Raw genomic sequence first — 16,246 nt, forward strand, 5'->3', positions numbered from 1 at the left:
GACCACCTTAAGAAGCCTCAACTACCTGTCCGCGTCAGAAATGACGGGGCTTTTTTACATCTGGAATTTAGATGATTTGGGATCAGAAGGTCGTGAGCTGGATTGCTAGCCCGCAGGAAGTTCTTCCGCGCCGAATATCTCTTCATTAACCACAACTAGAGGCTTCAGTCGAAAGACTGGGAGTTATTATCTCTGCCGTTTCAGTTATTCTTGATTTTGAATACTGATATCCTAAATGTTTCAACGTCTGCTTAGATGTGGCCTTCGCAAAATCCATCCTTTATATAAGGCGCTCTCATACCTTTTTTCTCGATTATTACGTCTTTCTAGAGGATTCCTCTTTATCAACAGGCTGATCTATATCTAATTTTATATAAATTAACCGTTCAATAATTAGACACGTCGATAGGTTTGGTCTGGAGATATTTATGAAAAATGAAAGCTGACAGTAAATTTGGTCTCTAAGGCCTATATTTGACAGTTTTCCTTGCATCAGGTTGCTCAAATTCATCTTTAATTTACTAAGTCTTTGGTTTTACTTTTTGTATTCTATGAATTTACCGCATTGGTTGTATGTGTGGTTAATGAGCTGCTTAGTGGTTGTTTTGTTTGTTTAAATTGGTAAATCTAGCGCTTGTTTCTATAATGTTAATTGTTTTTTGGAATAATTATTTGTTCTTGGTGACTGGCGGGGATATGTGCTTTGAATGATATGTTTAACTCTACAAGTACGCAGTAGTAAGGGGTTTGTGAGTATTTATTATTGGAAATATAATGCTGATTTTCATTACTATATGCTCTTCGAGTGAATACTTATGTGGCATTTTTACTTGCTAAGCGTTTAATGTCGACTTTTTATCCTATTTTTGTTGCTTTTCTGTGAATTATTTGCCAAATTGTCAACCGTATAAAATATCAGAACAATATTCTGGTAAGAATGGATTCAATTTTGCAGACAGGGCAGAAAGCTGCCAAAGCAGTAGAGGTCTGGTAATGTCACTTTTAGAAGTAAAAAATCTTCGTATCGAATACCCATCTCGTCATGGAGTTCACGCCGCAGTGAAATCACTTTCGTTCAACATTGAACGTGGTGAAATTGTTGGCGTTGTAGGCGAGTCTGGTGCAGGCAAATCAACAGTAGGTAATGCTGTGATCGATTTGCTGAGCCCTCCTGGTCGCATTGCTAGCGGCGAGGTATTTCTGGACGGTGAAAAAGTTTCAGGCTTATCTCCTGAACAGATGCGTTCTGTTCGCGGCTCAAAGATTGGTTTTATCTTCCAAGATCCAATGACTTCTCTTAACCCTCTATTCACAGTAGAACAGCAGTTAAAAGAGACGATTCATGCCAACATGAAGGTTTCGGATCAAGAAGCCTACCAGCGCTCATTAGATTTGATGAACCAAGTGGGTATACCACAACCGGAAAACCGTTTAAAGCAGTACCCACACCAATTCTCTGGCGGTATGCGTCAGCGTGTTGTTATCGCGATCGCACTGGCAGGTGAACCTGACCTAATCATCGCCGATGAACCAACAACGGCACTGGATGTGTCTATTCAAGATCAGATCTTGGGTTTGATTCGCGACCTATGTATTAAGAAGAATGTAGGTTGTATGTTGGTCACACACGATATGGGTGTGGTATCTAATGTTACCGATCGCGTAGCCGTTATGTATCGTGGTGATTTGGTTGAGTTTGGTCCGACGGCGAAAGTCCTTGGTACTCCTGAACACCCTTACACGCACAGTCTTATCTCCGCGGTTCCGCGTTCAGATCGTAAACTTGATCGTTTCCCTCTTGTGAGCTACATCGAAGAAGCACATGAGATGGAACCACTTGATGTGAAAAACCATTGGTTGGGTCAAAGCCAAGATCACCGTGATTACACTGGTCCACTGTTGAATGTTGAAAATGTAAACTTACGCTTTACTACCAAGGATTCTTTCTTTGAGAGTCGTCGTGAGTACGTTCAGGCGTCAAATAACGTGAGCTTTGAAGTACATGAAGGTGAAACTTTTGGTCTTGTTGGTGAATCTGGTTCGGGTAAATCAACGATTGCTCGTGTGATTGCTGGTTTGTACGCACCTAACTCAGGCAAGGTAACATTTGAAGGCGTTGATCTTACGGGACTTAAATCTGAAAAAGAACGTCGCCCAATGCGTCGTCAAATGCAGATGGTTTTCCAAAACCCTTATACATCAATGAACCCTCGAATGAAGATATTCGACATCATTGCTGAGCCGATCCGATTCCATAAACTTACGCGTAACGAGAATGAAACTCGTCAGATCGTTAACGACCTGCTAGAGCACGTTGGTTTAGGCAAGATGGCTGGGGTTAAATACCCACACGAATTCTCAGGTGGCCAACGTCAGCGTATTTCTATCGCTCGCGCCTTGGCAACTCGTCCACGTCTTTTGATTTGTGATGAACCTACCTCTGCGCTGGATGTGTCGGTTCAGGCTCAGATCCTTAACCTATTAAAAGATTTACAAGACGAGCTCAACCTAACCATGCTGTTCATCAGTCACGATTTACCGGTTATTCGCCAAATGTGTGATCGTGTTGGTGTGATGCAAATGGGAGAACTATTGGAAGTAGCGCCAACTGAGCAGCTATTCCAATCGCCTCAGCATGAATACAGCAAACACCTAATTTCTTTAATGCCTGAATTTACAGGTTTAAGAGAAGAAAAAGCAGTGGCACAAGCCGCGGTATAAAAATCAGCAGGCTGGAGTTTAGCTTGCTAAAAACAATAAACAGACGCAAATACAACAACTAGGGATCTGGATTCCCGCATGAAGGAGTTATGCAATGAAAACCATGAAAAGCAAATTAGCAGTAGCTTTAATGGCAGCTGGCCTAAGCTTTAGTGCAGCAGCAGCAGATATTACCGTTGGCTACGCAGCTGACCCGGTATCACTTGACCCGCACGAGCAGCTGTCTGGTGGCACACTGCAAATGTCTCACATGGTGTTTGACCCTCTAGTACGTTTCACTCAAGAGATGGATTTTGAAGGCCGCCTAGCATCTAGCTGGGAGCGTGTTGATGAAACGACTTTTCGCTTTAACTTACGTAAAGGCGTGAAATTCCACTCTGGTAACGAACTGACTGCTGATGATGTTGTGTGGACTTTTGAACGTCTACAAGCTTCTCCAGACTTTAAGTCTATCTTCACGCCATACGAAAAAATGGTAAAAGTGGATGACTACACAGTTGAGCTAGTATCAAAAGCGGCTTACCCACTAGTACTACAAACAGCAACCTACATCTTCCCAATGGACAGCAAGTTCTACTCTGGTCAAACAGCGGAAGGTAATGACAAATCTGAGCTAGTTAAGCACGGTAACTCGTTTGCTTCGACTAACGTTTCTGGTACTGGTCCATTTATCGTAACGCAGCGTGAGCAAGGCGTTAAAGTAACGTTCGAGCGTTTCAACGATTACTGGGACACAGAAACTGAAGGTAACGTAGACAAGCTAACACTTGTGCCAATCAAAGAAGATGCAACGCGTGTAGCAGCACTTCTTTCTGGCGACGTTGATATGATTCACCCTGTTGCGCCAAACGATCATAAGCGTGTTAAAAAAGCTAAGAACATCGATCTAGTAACGCTACCTGGTACTCGTATCATTACGTTCCAAATGAACCAAAACAGCAACGAAGCACTGAAAGATGTGCGCGTTCGTCAAGCAATCGTTCATGCGATTAACAATGAAGGTATTGTTAAGAAAATCATGAAAGGTTTCGCGACCGCTGCTGGTCAGCAGAGCCCAACAGGCTACGCGGGTCACAACGAAGATCTAGTTCCTCGTTACGATCTGAAAAAAGCGAAAGAGCTGATGAAAGAAGCGGGCTACGAAGATGGCTTTACACTAACTATGGCAGCGCCTAACAACCGTTACGTGAACGATGCGAAAGTAGCGCAAGCGTCTGCGGCAATGCTGTCTAAGATTGGTATCAAAGTTGATCTTAAGACAATGCCTAAAGCACAGTACTGGCCAGAATTTGACCTATGTTCAGCAGACATGATGATGATCGGCTGGCACTCAGATACTGAAGATTCAGCTAACTTCAACGAGTTCTTAACAATGACTCGCAACGAAGAGACTGGCCGTGGTCAATACAACTGTTCTGGCTACTCAAACCCAGAAATGGATGCGATTGTAGAAGCTTCTAACACTGAAACTGACCCAGTTAAGCGTTCTAAGATGCTGAAAGGTGTTGAAGCAACACTTTACAACGATGCAGTCTTCGTTCCTCTGCACTGGCAGAGTGAAGCGTGGGGCGCGAAATCTAACGTAGGTGCAGCAGACGTAGTAAACCCAATGGTTATGCCTTACTTCGGCGACCTAGTTGTAAAATAATCTAGCTTGCTAGAATCGAGAGCCTGAAGCTTTCAGGCTCTCAATATTATTAAGATATAGATTTAAGTTTCGGTATTTGGTCTTCCTTCAGTCTGGCTAAATACCTTTTTTAAGACTGAATTTTTTTGTTGTCTAGTCGCGGATTTCGATTAGATAGTCATGGATAGATAAGGGGCAAGGAATGGTTACGTTTCTGGTCAAGCGCCTGTTTCAGGCACTGATAGTGATGTTTGTGATCAGTTTGGTGGCGTTTGCCATTCAGGATAACCTGGGCGACCCGTTACGTGAGTTAGTCGGTCAATCTGTTTCAGAGGCGGAGCGTCAAGCGCTACGCGATGAACTCGGCTTAAATGATCCCTTCGTTACAAAATACTCTCGCTTTGTAGGCGCAGCTCTACAGGGTGATCTTGGTACTTCATACTTCTTTAAGCGACCTGCAGTTGATGTGATTCTAGATAAACTAGTGGCGACTCTGGAGCTGGTATTTGGTGCTTCTTTAATTATTGTTTGTATGTCGATCCCACTCGGCGTTTACTCTGCTATTCACCCAAAAAGCTTTTTTACCAAATTGATTATGGCAGGCAGTAGTGTCGGTATCTCGGTTCCTGTTTTCTTAACTGCAATCATGCTGATGTATGTGTTCTCTATTGAGCTCGGTTGGCTGCCGTCATTTGGACGTGGTGATACGGCCAACTGGTTTGGTTGGGAGTCTGGCTTCTTAACGCTAGATGGCCTTGCACACTTAGTTCTGCCGAGTATTGCTCTAGCATCTATCATGCTGCCGCTATTCATTCGTCTAGTACGTTCTGAAATGCTAGAGGTTCTTAGCTCTGAATACATCAAGTTTGGTAAAGCAAAAGGCCTAGCGCTGAACAAGATTTACTACCAACACGCTTTGAAAAACACAATGCTGCCAGTATTAACGGTAGGTGGTGTTCAAATCGGTACTATGGTGGCATACACCATTCTTACTGAGACGGTTTTCCAGTGGCCAGGTACAGGTTTCTTATTCTTAGAAGCGATTAACCGAGTGGATACTCCGCTGATTACCGCATACGTTATTTTTGTTGGTCTTATTTTCGTCGTGACTAACACAATTGTTGATTTGCTTTACGGTGTTATCAACCCAACCGTTAACATCACAGGGAAAGGAGCATAATCATGGAACAAACAACAACAGCTCCATCTCGCTGGGAACGTTTTAAGCAATCAGACATTGTGTATTACTTCTTACGCGACAAAGTGGCAATGGTGAGTTTCGCCATTTTCTCAATCTTTTTAGTGATGGCTCTAGCTGCCCCTATTCTAGCGCCAACAGACCCGTATGACGTGACGTCTATCGACATCATGGACTCAGAACTTCCACCATCATGGATGGAAGACGGCGAAGAACGCTTCTTGCTAGGAACGGATGAGCAAGGCCGTGATATTTTATCGACTATGCTTTACGGTTCTCGTTTATCACTGACCATTGGTTTCTTAGCGGTAGGTCTACAGCTGACGCTTGGTATTATCATTGGCTTGTCTGCGGGTTACTTCGGTGGCCGTATTGATAGCTTCTTGATGCGCTTCGCTGATGTTCAGCTTTCGTTCTCAACCATGATGGTTGCGATCATTGTCTCGGCCATCTTTAAGGCAAGTTTCGGTAGTGATTTCTATGCACAATACGCTGTGGTGATGCTGGTGGTGATCATTGGTATCGCAGAATGGCCGCAGTATGCGCGTACTATTCGTGCATCAGTATTAGCAGAGAAGAAGAAAGAGTACGTAGAAGCGGCACGTGTGATGGGCTTTAGAGCGCCTCGTATCATGTTCCGTCATATTCTGCCTAACTGTTTATCACCGATTTTGGTTATCTCTACAGTACAGGTGGCAAATGCCATCATGTCAGAAGCGGCACTTTCTTTCCTAGGTTTAGGCCTTCCAGTCGACCAACCGTCACTGGGTGCTCTGATTAGTACTGGTTTTAACTACATCTTCTCAGGAGCATGGTGGATCACTGCATTCCCAGGTGTGCTTTTGGTGACATTGGTTCTAGTTATCAACCTACTAGGCGACTGGTTACGTGACGTGTTTAACCCGAAAATCTATAAAGGGTGATAGTTCAGTTTGATTTTTAGTAAAAAAAATCACTAAACTAAGAGTCGTAAGCAATTACGGCTCTTTTTTTGCTTAATGAATTTGGAACTTAGTACCATTGATAGAGTCAATAGTACTTAAAATGGAATTCATGTTTTATCGACACTTGTTCGGTAATAATTAACCCCTAGAGGGTTTAAGTGGTGGTTATGAAGTTGACAATGAATGTTGTATGTCGTGCTGTGGTTAGAAATTATCGTATGGGGCTTATTGCTGCATTTCTGTTGGTATCAAGCCAAGTTAATGCCGAATCGGTTCTATGCGATGCGACTCAGGCAAGCACCAATCAGTTACCACAGCTAGAACAATCATGTCCGATTGGTAAAGGTGTTTGGGGCAGTAAAGCGCCTAAACATCATTCAGATAATGAGCTGTTTTGGGTTCAATGTGGTTTGTTGAATAAGCCTTTGTCACTGAGCAAAGCAAAGCCATTGTATGAGAAGATTTCAACTAACGTATGGATGAAGCCCGAAGGTGGAGATTATCGCTGCCTAATTGGTCCTTATTCTACCTTCTCTGATGCGAGAAAAGACTTAGCTCAGGTACGTAAGATTTCTGGGTATGGCGAAGCCTTTATTCGTATGGTTGATAAATCGAAGACCTCTTCTTCACAACCGGTCGTGACCAAAGCAATGAAGTCAAAAACGGCAGAGTCAAAAACGGTTAAGGCTAAAGTAGCAGCGAAACCAGCACCAAAGCCGATAGCTGCTGCTCAAAAATCTGCAGTCGCGAGTGCTGCTGCCATTCAAGCTTTTCCTAGTCATGGTGCAAATTCAGACAATGATCTGAACATTGAAATACGCATGACAGCGAGTGTTGCGGGTAGTAAATATGCGATTCCTTATCTTTTAGGTGATGAACAACAGTTTTATATGGAGCAAGGTAAACCTTGGAGCCGACTCGATTACGACAGTGCCGAATTAGTATGTGATAAGATTAATATGACGCTGTTGAGTGAAAAGCAGTGGCAAAGTCTCTTAGGGTCGAAGGTCATGGAAAATCAGAACTGGCCAATGCACCTGCCTTATTGGGGCGCAGACAAAAAAGGCCTGTTTACTAACGGTAACGTAAACCAGCTTAAAGGCTCCTCACTACTTAATGTGATGTGTGTGAAATAACGAAGACGTGCGTAATACCAAATAAGCCTCAGCCATTGCTGGGGCTTTGTTGTTTATAGGCCTTTCTTTTCAATATCAGGTCGATTTCCGGATACTCGGATTTTCAATACAAATTTGATTAAAAATAGCTAAAAATTGTTCAAATAGAGCAGTTGGTGCGTAGAAAACCATAACTCAAGCAATAAGGTGATTGAGATTATGAGTTTGAAAAAACGATTAGAAGACGTGGCTCCGCGCTTCGAAGCGGGTGGTAAGTATGAAAAGCTCTACCCTGTGTATGAGGCTTTTGCGACCATATTTTACACGCCCGGCAACGTGAACCGAGGCTTGACCCACGTTCGAGATAGTATCGATCTCAAGCGTATTATGATTTTGGTGTGGCTGGCGACTTTTCCTGCCATGTTCTGGGGGATGTATAACGTCGGACACCAGAGTGTCTCGGCACTAACATCCAGTTATCAACTCAATGAGCTTTCCTCGGTTATCGAGAGCAGCTGGCGCTTGTCATGGGCATTTGGTGATGCACAGTCCTTAATGGCAAGTAGCTGGGGAAGTCAGATGTTGCTCGGGGCTCTCTACTTCTTACCCGTTTATGCCACTGTGTTTGTGGTCGGTGGCTTCTGGGAGGTGTTGTTTGCCGTAGTGCGTAAGCATGAGGTCAACGAAGGCTTCTTTGTGAGTTCGGTGTTGTTCGCCTTAATCCTCCCGCCGACTATCCCGTTATGGCAAGCCGCATTAGGTATCACCTTCGGTATCGTTGTGGCCAAAGAGCTGTTCGGTGGTACAGGACGAAACTTCCTTAACCCTGCACTCGCAGGCCGCGCGTTTCTCTATTTCGCTTATCCATCCAACATGTCGGGTGGGCTTGTGTGGGTTGCCGCTGACGGCTATTCAGGCGCGACGCCGCTGAGTCAATGGTACGAAGGTGGCAGCACGTCACTCATCAATAACATGACTGGCGAGGCGATCACTTGGATGGACGCCTTTATCGGTAATATTCCGGGCTCGATGGGTGAGGCTTCTTCATTGCTTATCATGTTGACGGGTCTGATTCTGATGGCCATGAAGATAGCCTCTTGGCGCATAGTCGCTGGTGTAATTATTGGCCTCGTGGTGACTTCGAGTTTGATGAATTGGATCGGCTCCGATACCAACTCGATGTTTTCGATGCCGTTCTACTGGCACTTTGTGTTGGGTGGCGTTGCTTTTGGCACTTTCTTTATGGCAACCGACCCAGTATCTGCCGCTTTTACCAATAACAGTAAATGGTCTTACGGTATTTTGATAGGCGTTATGACCGTCGGGATTAGAGTGCTCAACCCAGCTTATCCAGAGGGAATCATGTTAGCCATTCTGTTTGCTAACCTGTTCGCGCCATTGTTCGACTTTATTGTGAAAGAGCAAAACATCAAACGCAGACAGAAACGAACATTGCGCTGAGTTCAGTGCAGAAAGGGAAAGCTATTCTCATCAAAAAGGCTTGCGTCGCTGCAAGCCTTTCAATTTTTATCGCGATTGATTTGAAGTTGATTCAACTCCACTTCAAATCAATCTCGAACGGTTGGGTGTTACCACAATGCTCACCGCACATCTCGTCGTATGCACTGTTGTGTATCAGCATTGCTGACGATACGCCTTGATCACTGAAGTGGTCACGGGCTTGGTTAACACTCAAAAACTTCATTGGGTGCTGGTGGCCGTCCTTAATTAACTGCTTTTGCTCACCAACGACTTGGTAAGCCAAATAAATCCCGCCTTCAAATGATTCAATGAGTAGATTCATAACAAACTCCATGTTGTTCTCGATAGTTCTTTGTTTCTGTATCTACGTTGATGGTTGTTTGAAGGTTCATGTGTGTTAAAAATGAAAAAACCAGAAGCTCAGCTTCTGGTTTATTAATAAGTAATCAAATTAACTCAAAGGTTAGTTGATTTTTTGCATGATGCTCACACGGCCTGTTGTTGATCCGTCTGGAGTCATTTTACGGCGAGTTAGCAACCCTTCATCCCAGTTAGTACCTGCTGGCTGATACTCCCATTTAATGATGTATTCTTGATTATTACCATTTGCATCAACAGGACATTTATCTCCTGAACCAGGAATATAACCATTGTCAGTATCATCACAGAAGCGCACGACTGAGTTTAGATCTGTCAGTGTTGCTTTTGATTCACGTCCTGAAATGTTAAACCACCAATAGTCAATTGCAGCAAGCTCTTCATAGGTATACTTCTTGCCTGAGTCTTCAAGATCTGCCGGTGAGTTTGCATTGCACTCTTTCCCTGATACGGTAGCGCCCTCAGAATCAAATACCATTCTCATGACAGCATTTTGTCCATCAGCGCAAATCTGAGTGGTATCCCAAGACCCAGTGAAATCCACGTACCTTTCGTCACTAGGTGTTTCTACGTGATAGTAGAAATTCAAACTTTCTTCGATACGCTTTGCTTTACTTGATTCGCTTGATGGGTCGCTTAACTCTGTTTTTGAACGAATTTGTGTGTATATTTTTGTAATTGGGTCATAGCTACCTGAAAGAGTTTCATATTGGTATGAAGGGGTTGCATCGCCTTCATCTCGATCATCTTCCAGTTTGTTTGGCGTGTAGTGGTTGAGGACTTGTTGATTCCCTTCAATGAAAGGTGCCCAACCGTAACTCTCTGGTTTAGGTGTGGTATTTTCTTTGCTTTTATCAAGTAGAAGGTAAGAAAACGGAGCGTTTAGGGTGAAGTCTGGGTGAGCTGTTTGATTGCAGCCTGCAGAACTCCCTGCCAATACACAGCTGATGTACTTTTCAGCGTCTGCGTATGACAATAAAGAGTCGCTGTCACTTACAGCAATAAGACCATTGGCTGAATCTTGATAAATGAAGTAAGGCGTGCCACGTGTATGTTCAAACACAGCTTTAGGAAGCATTTTGTCAGCGTGAACTAACATTGTTTTGTCGTTAGGGCGGTTGTTTGGATCGTTAATATCATACTGTCTCACCATGATTGAGCGAATGAATTGCCCATTTTTCGCTACAAATGGATTGGCATCAGTGCTGCCGCGAACAGTCCCTGATTTTTCTCCGAATGCTTTCTCCATATGAGCCAATGCTTCAGATTCACTTGTAATTGAAGTGACTCCCATCGCTGTCAGGAAGTCTGTAACAGAATCACGGTCATCTAGACTTAGGTTTTTCATCTTCGCTAACGTCGCAGCATCAGGTTCGCGCAGCGCATCTGGAATTGTTAGTACTTCATCAGAAGCGTTACCAAATTGATTATCTAAAGACTGAAGCAGAATTGCTAAATTCAGAGCTCGGTCGTATTTGCCCGCCGCTTCAAATGGCGTCAGTACATCACGGTTTGATGCTGCCCCTACTTTCAAGCCATTTTCACCACCAATGAAGAAGGTCACCGTGTCGTCAGACTTAGCGGTAAATTCGCCTTCGCTGTTTGTGATGCCCTTTGAACCAGAGCTAGTACTGTAGTAGATACCTTCAACAGCGGCATCGATAAATTTGTTGGTTGTTGTTGATGGTTCTGTCGGTGTTGTGACACCTGAATTAGAACTGTCGCTACCACAACCTGTTAAAGCCACTGCAATCGCTGCTGCGAGAATACTCACTTTTTTCATTACTCGTACATCCTTCATGTATTAGAGCTAATTGTTTTTTTATGCGTGTAATTTTATAGCGCGCGATTGTAGTTTGATCTTGATTCCAAGTTAAGTATGTAAAATGCTGTTCGGTTAATAAATATCCCAACCATACGGTAAAAAACAAAAAAAGCCGACATAGGTCGGCTTTTGTATAATATTTCTTTGACTTACAGTGGTTTATCGCATGGTAACGAATTCTTCGCTGCCCGTTGGGTGAATCGCCACAACAGAGTCGAAATCTGCTTTGGTTGCGCCCATTTTCATTGCAACGCCGAAGCCTTGAATCATTTCATCAACAGTAAAACCGATGCCGTGTAGGCCGACTACAGTCTCTTCTTCGCCAGCACATACTAGCTTCATCTTACAAGGTTGACGGTGCTGAGTGACTGCAGTGTACATTGCAGTAAAACCAGACGTGTATACCTTGATGTTGTCTTTGCCGTATTGCTCTTCAGCTTCTTGAGTCGTTAGACCGATCGTGCCGATAGGTGGGTGGCTGAATACAACAGTAGGAACTAGCTTGTAGTCCATCTTCGCGTTGGTTTGACCGTTGAATAGACGCTCAGAAAGCTGACGACCTGCTTTAACTGCTACAGGAGTTAGCTCGATACCGCCTTCCATGATGTCACCAACACAGTAGATGCCCGGAACGTTAGTCGCTTGGAACTCGTCTACCTTGATATAGCCACGGTCGTTCGTCTCAACGCCAGTTGATGCTAGGTTGATCGCGTCAGTTGCTGGGTGGCGACCGATAGCCCAAATTAGGTGGTCAACGTTTTGAGTGTTGCCGTTCTCTAGGTGTAGAGTCAGTGTGCCGTCCGCTTCTTTCACTACTTCTTTAGGAACAGAATGCGTGTGAAGTGTTGGACCTTCTGCTTCCATTACTTCTACTAGCGTTTCGATGATCATTGGATCGAAGCTACGTAGTGGTGATTCTTTACGGCAGAATAGGTGTGTTTCTGTGCCAAGTGCACTTAGTACGCCTGCGATCTCAACTGCGATGTATCCCGCGCCGATAACAGCAACACGTTTAGGTTGCTCCATCAGGTCGAAGAAGCCATTTGAGTCGATACCGTATTCTGCACCTGGGATGTTTGGAATGGTTGGACGACCACCTACCGCGATCAGGATGTGATCTGCTGTGTAGTGTTCACCGTTAACTTCAACGGTCTTCTCATTAACGAACTTAGCAAAGCCTTTGATTACGTTTACTTTGTTGTTACCCAGTACGCGATCGTAAGATTGGTGGATACGACCAATGTAAGCTTGGCGGTTTTCAACCAGTTTGCCCCAGTTGAAGCCTTTTACATCAACGTCGAAGCCGTAGTCTTCAGAGTATAGGTTGATAGCTTCAGCGACTTGAGCGCCGTGCCACATTACCTTTTTAGGAACACAACCAACGTTTACACAAGTACCACCAAGGTCTTGAGCTTCGATAAGTGCAACTTTTGCACCGTGCATTGCTGCGCGGTTAGCTGATGCGATGCCGCCTGAACCGCCACCGATACAGATGTAATCAAAATGAGTCGCCATTACTTTCTCCATTTGTTGAAGGTTGTAGTCACAGTGAGAGCACTGGATACCTACGTCCTATAGATTCTTAAATTGTCTAATTATTATATTGAGGGCAGATCGGTTGAACTCAATCTCCCTGTTTAAAATTTATTCGTCCACATCACAGTCTGTTGAAGATTCTTCAGTCTATGATGTGGATTCGAGATTACTCGGGTACGATCCACTCTACTTTGAAGTGACCGGTTGCCGGTGCAATTGCTTCCTTCAAGAATGGAAGAATCTCGTTCATTTGGCTCTCTAGCTTCCAAGGTGGGTTGATAACAATCATGCCTGATGCTGTCATGCCGCGCTCGTTAGTGTCTGGTGATACGCCAAGTTCGATTTGTAGAATCTTGTTGATACCTAAGCCTTCAAGGCCTTCGATCATGTCTTCGATGTCACAACGGTTTACTACCGGGTACCAAATTGCGTAGATACCGGTTGCCCAGCGCTTATGGCTTTGAGCAATCGCCGTCACCACATCGCGGTACTCTCTTGCTAGCTCATAAGGCGGGTCGATAAGTACCAAACCACGACGTTCTTTTGGTGGCAGGCTGCCTTTTAAGCGTTGGAAACCATCTTCTTTGTAGATAGATACCTGACGATCGCGGTGGAACTCTTGCTCAAGCAGCGGGTGGTCTGCAGGGTGAAGTTCGGTTAACACCATGCGGTCTTGGTCACGTAGGTGTGCGCGGGCAACACGTGGTGAACCTGGGTAGTAGCGAAGCTTGTCACCGTTATTTAGTGTTGAGATAGACTCAAGGTAGCTTTGAATGTCTTCAGGAAGATTTTGCTGATCCCAAACGCGAGCGATACCTTGCTTGTATTCACCGGTTTTTTCAGACCATTCATGCGTTAAGTCGTAACGACCTACACCAGAGTGAGTGTCATGATAAACAAAAGGCTTATCCTTCTGTTTCAAAGAATTAAGAATAAGGCTCTGTACGATATGCTTTACTACGTCGGCGTGGTTACCTGCGTGGAAGCTGTGGCGATAACTTAACAAATTAAACTCTCGTAACACTCTCGATTTAGAGTGTGGTTAGTGTAGGTGGGGGTAATCAAACCATTATAACCCTCAATGGACCATAAATTCTCGAACAATTCAGGAACAGTCGTTCGCAATATGTGGTTAGTTATTGGTTCTACTATTGAAATTTGCCTTATTGGGCACTATTTAATAACTATTCGCAGGTGATTTTTTTAGGGCGAACCTGAGCCTGATGACTGTAAGACGACCTCATTACAAAAAAGACGAAAGTCTCTAAAGCCAAAGGAATGTTTATATGTCTAATCCGCTATTAACCTTCACGGACTTACCTCCGTTTTCACAAATCAAACCTGAGCACGTTAAGCCAGCGGTTGAGCAAGTGATTGAAGCGTGTCGCAACAAGATAGAACAAGTACTTGAAGGTAATACTTCGCCAAGCTGGGACAACCTCGTTGCTCCGATTGAAGAAGTGGATGATCGTTTAGGCCGTATTTGGTCACCAGTAAGCCACATGAACTCTGTTGTTAACAGCGACGAACTGCGTGAAGCGTATGAAAGCTGCCTACCAGTACTGTCTGAGTACGGCACTTGGGTTGGTCAACACAAAGGCTTGTTTGAAGCGTACAAAGCGATCAAGGCGAGCGAAGCATTCTCGGCATTAAACCGAGCTCAACAAAAAACTATTACTGACGCACTGCGTGACTTTGAATTGTCAGGCATTGGCTTGCCTGCGGACGAACAGCACCGCTACGGCGAGATCAGCAAGCGCCAGTCTGAGCTAGGCTCTCAATTCTCAAACAACGTGCTTGATGCAACCATGGGTTGGAGCAAGCAGATCACAGACGTAGCTGAACTGGCGGGTATGCCTGAGTCGGCATTGGCAGCAGCACAAGCCGCGGCAGAAGCTAAAGAGCTGGAAGGTTACCTACTGACTCTAGATATCCCATCATACCTACCTGTGATGACTTACTGTGATAACCAAGCGTTACGTAAAGAGTTGTACGAAGCTTACGTAACACGCGCTTCGGATCGTGGTCCAAATGCTGGTAAGTGGGACAACACAGAGATCATCACAGAGCAGCTTAAACTGCGTCACGAGATCGCACGCATGCTGGGTTTCAGCACCTACAGCGAAAAATCATTGTCGACCAAGATGGCTGAAACGCCAGATCAGGTTCTTGGCTTCTTAAACGACCTAGCAGTAAAAGCCAAACCGCAAGGTGAACGTGAAGTAGAAGAGCTACGTCAGTTTGCTGAGAAAGAGTTTGGTGTCTCTGAGCTAAACCTGTGGGACATCGCTTACTACAGCGAAAAGCAGAAGCAGAACCTGTTCGAGATCTCTGATGAAGAGCTTCGTCCTTACTTCCCAGAATCTAATGTGGTTTCAGGCCTGTTTGAGGTACTGAATCGTGTGTTTGGTATGTCGGTAACAGAGCGTGAAGGCGTCGACACATGGCATGAGTCAGTGCGCTTCTTTGATATATTTGATGCGACAGGAGCACTGCGCGGTAGCTTCTACCTAGACCTATACGCACGTGAGCACAAACGTGGCGGTGCTTGGATGGATGACTGTCGTGGTCGTCGTATTACTCAATCTGGCGAGCTACAAACACCTGTCGCTTACCTAACGTGTAACTTCAACAAGCCAGTTGGTGATAAGCCTGCGCTATTTACTCACGATGAAGTAGTGACACTGTTCCACGAGTTTGGTCACGGTATCCACCACATGCTAACGCAAGTAGAAGCGGGCGCAGTTGCGGGTATCAATGGTGTGCCTTGGGATGCGGTTGAGCTACCAAGTCAGTTCCTAGAAAACTGGTGTTGGGAAGAAGAAGCGCTGTCGTTCATCTCGGGTCATTTCGAAACGGGTGAAGCCTTACCTAAAAAGATGCTAGAGAAGATGCTAGCGGCGAAGAACTTCCAATCTGCGATGTTTATTCTGCGTCAGCTAGAGCTTGGTTTGTTCGACTTTACGCTGCACACAGAATACGACCCAGAAGTGGGAGCTCGCGTACTAGAAACGCTAGCCGACGTGAAGTCTAAGGTTTCTGTATTGCCAAGCCTTGACTGGAACCGCTTCTCACACAGCTTTGGTCACATCTTTGCTGGTGGCTACAGCGCAGGTTACTACAGCTACCTGTGGGCAGAAGTATTGTCTGCAGATGCGTTCTCAGCATTTGAAGAAGAGGGTATCTTCAACACTGAAACGGGCAATCGCTTCCTGAACAACATCCTTGAGATGGGTGGCAGTGAAGAGCCTATGGAGCTGTTCAAACGCTTCCGTGGTCGTGAGCCTCAAATCGATGCGATGCTACGTCATGCGGGTATCAGCGCGTAATTGCTATCATTTCCGTAACTGCGGTAGTTGCTTAGCTCTATTGCGAGTTAATAGAGAAAAGAGCCTCCTTGTGAGTAATGCCGTTCACTTA

General features: G+C 44.8%; 11 protein-coding genes. 7 read left to right on the plus strand and 4 right to left on the minus strand.

The genetic code is table 11. The features are described from left to right. The first annotated feature begins 993 nt into the window (after nucleotides 1-993). From AB4407_RS20700 to AB4407_RS20725, 6 genes are all read left to right on the plus strand, one after another. Nucleotides 994-2,721 (plus strand): ABC transporter ATP-binding protein, encoded by a 1,728-nt coding sequence (locus AB4407_RS20700; RefSeq protein ID WP_009848076.1) that lies wholly within the window; start codon nucleotides 994-996, stop codon nucleotides 2,719-2,721. Between the two features lie 94 nt (nucleotides 2,722-2,815). Then, nucleotides 2,816-4,369 (plus strand): ABC transporter substrate-binding protein, encoded by a 1,554-nt coding sequence (locus AB4407_RS20705; protein WP_009848075.1) that lies wholly within the window; start codon nucleotides 2,816-2,818, stop codon nucleotides 4,367-4,369. A gap of 181 nt (nucleotides 4,370-4,550) precedes the next feature. Next, nucleotides 4,551-5,528 (plus strand): ABC transporter permease, encoded by a 978-nt coding sequence (locus tag AB4407_RS20710; protein WP_009848074.1) that lies wholly within the window; start codon nucleotides 4,551-4,553, stop codon nucleotides 5,526-5,528. A gap of 2 nt (nucleotides 5,529-5,530) precedes the next feature. Further along, nucleotides 5,531-6,469, plus strand: coding sequence for an ABC transporter permease (locus tag AB4407_RS20715; protein WP_372121831.1), 939 nt, complete (start codon nucleotides 5,531-5,533; stop codon nucleotides 6,467-6,469). A 188-nt stretch (nucleotides 6,470-6,657) separates the two neighbouring features. Continuing rightward, entirely contained in the window at nucleotides 6,658-7,626 is a 969-nt protein-coding gene (locus tag AB4407_RS20720; RefSeq protein WP_372121832.1) for an SPOR domain-containing protein, read from the plus strand. A gap of 198 nt (nucleotides 7,627-7,824) precedes the next feature. Continuing rightward, the gene (locus tag AB4407_RS20725) at nucleotides 7,825-9,066 is read left to right on the plus strand and encodes an NADH:ubiquinone reductase (Na(+)-transporting) subunit B (RefSeq protein WP_372121833.1); all 1,242 of its coding nucleotides are present in this window, start codon (nucleotides 7,825-7,827) and stop codon (nucleotides 9,064-9,066) included. Between the two features lie 91 nt (nucleotides 9,067-9,157). Here AB4407_RS20725 and AB4407_RS20730 read toward each other — a convergent pair whose 3' ends face one another. From AB4407_RS20730 to AB4407_RS20745, 4 genes are all read right to left on the minus strand, one after another. Then, on the minus strand, nucleotides 9,158-9,409 hold the full coding sequence (locus tag AB4407_RS20730; RefSeq protein ID WP_372121834.1) for a DUF6482 family protein: 252 nt from the start codon (nucleotides 9,407-9,409) through the stop codon (nucleotides 9,158-9,160). A gap of 141 nt (nucleotides 9,410-9,550) precedes the next feature. Beyond that, on the minus strand, nucleotides 9,551-11,248 hold the full coding sequence (locus tag AB4407_RS20735) for a hypothetical protein (protein WP_372121835.1): 1,698 nt from the start codon (nucleotides 11,246-11,248) through the stop codon (nucleotides 9,551-9,553). A 201-nt stretch (nucleotides 11,249-11,449) separates the two neighbouring features. Next, on the minus strand, nucleotides 11,450-12,805 hold the full coding sequence (gorA, locus tag AB4407_RS20740; RefSeq protein WP_372121836.1) for a glutathione-disulfide reductase: 1,356 nt from the start codon (nucleotides 12,803-12,805) through the stop codon (nucleotides 11,450-11,452). Nucleotides 12,806-12,992: 187 nt separating this feature from the next. Then, nucleotides 12,993-13,832 (minus strand): 23S rRNA (adenine(2030)-N(6))-methyltransferase RlmJ, encoded by an 840-nt coding sequence (locus tag AB4407_RS20745; protein ID WP_122055445.1) that lies wholly within the window; start codon nucleotides 13,830-13,832, stop codon nucleotides 12,993-12,995. Nucleotides 13,833-14,112: 280 nt separating this feature from the next. Between AB4407_RS20745 and prlC the strand changes: the two genes are divergently transcribed. Beyond that, nucleotides 14,113-16,155, plus strand: a complete 2,043-nt coding sequence (gene prlC / locus AB4407_RS20750; RefSeq protein WP_372121837.1) for an oligopeptidase A — start codon at nucleotides 14,113-14,115, stop codon at nucleotides 16,153-16,155. The last annotated feature ends 91 nt before the right edge of the window (nucleotides 16,156-16,246 follow it).

It is taken from the genome of Vibrio sp. 10N.261.46.E11 (assembly GCF_041472735.1).
Classification (GTDB): domain Bacteria; phylum Pseudomonadota; class Gammaproteobacteria; order Enterobacterales; family Vibrionaceae; genus Vibrio.

Bases quoted from the DNA above. Each gene is read 5' to 3' on its own strand.
- prlC (WP_372121837.1), top strand. From the start codon at position 14,113: ATGTCTAATCCGCTATTAACCTTCACGGACTTACCTCCGTTTTCACAA.
- AB4407_RS20730 (WP_372121834.1), bottom strand. From the start codon at position 9,409: ATGAATCTACTCATTGAATCATTTGAAGGCGGGATTTATTTGGCTTAC.
- AB4407_RS20700 (WP_009848076.1), top strand. From the start codon at position 994: ATGTCACTTTTAGAAGTAAAAAATCTTCGTATCGAATACCCATCTCGT.
- AB4407_RS20710 (WP_009848074.1), top strand. From the start codon at position 4,551: ATGGTTACGTTTCTGGTCAAGCGCCTGTTTCAGGCACTGATAGTGATG.
- AB4407_RS20720 (WP_372121832.1), top strand. From the start codon at position 6,658: ATGAAGTTGACAATGAATGTTGTATGTCGTGCTGTGGTTAGAAATTAT.
- AB4407_RS20735 (WP_372121835.1), bottom strand. From the start codon at position 11,248: ATGAAAAAAGTGAGTATTCTCGCAGCAGCGATTGCAGTGGCTTTAACA.
- AB4407_RS20725 (WP_372121833.1), top strand. From the start codon at position 7,825: ATGAGTTTGAAAAAACGATTAGAAGACGTGGCTCCGCGCTTCGAAGCG.
- gorA (WP_372121836.1), bottom strand. From the start codon at position 12,805: ATGGCGACTCATTTTGATTACATCTGTATCGGTGGCGGTTCAGGCGGC.
- AB4407_RS20705 (WP_009848075.1), top strand. From the start codon at position 2,816: ATGAAAACCATGAAAAGCAAATTAGCAGTAGCTTTAATGGCAGCTGGC.
- AB4407_RS20715 (WP_372121831.1), top strand. From the start codon at position 5,531: ATGGAACAAACAACAACAGCTCCATCTCGCTGGGAACGTTTTAAGCAA.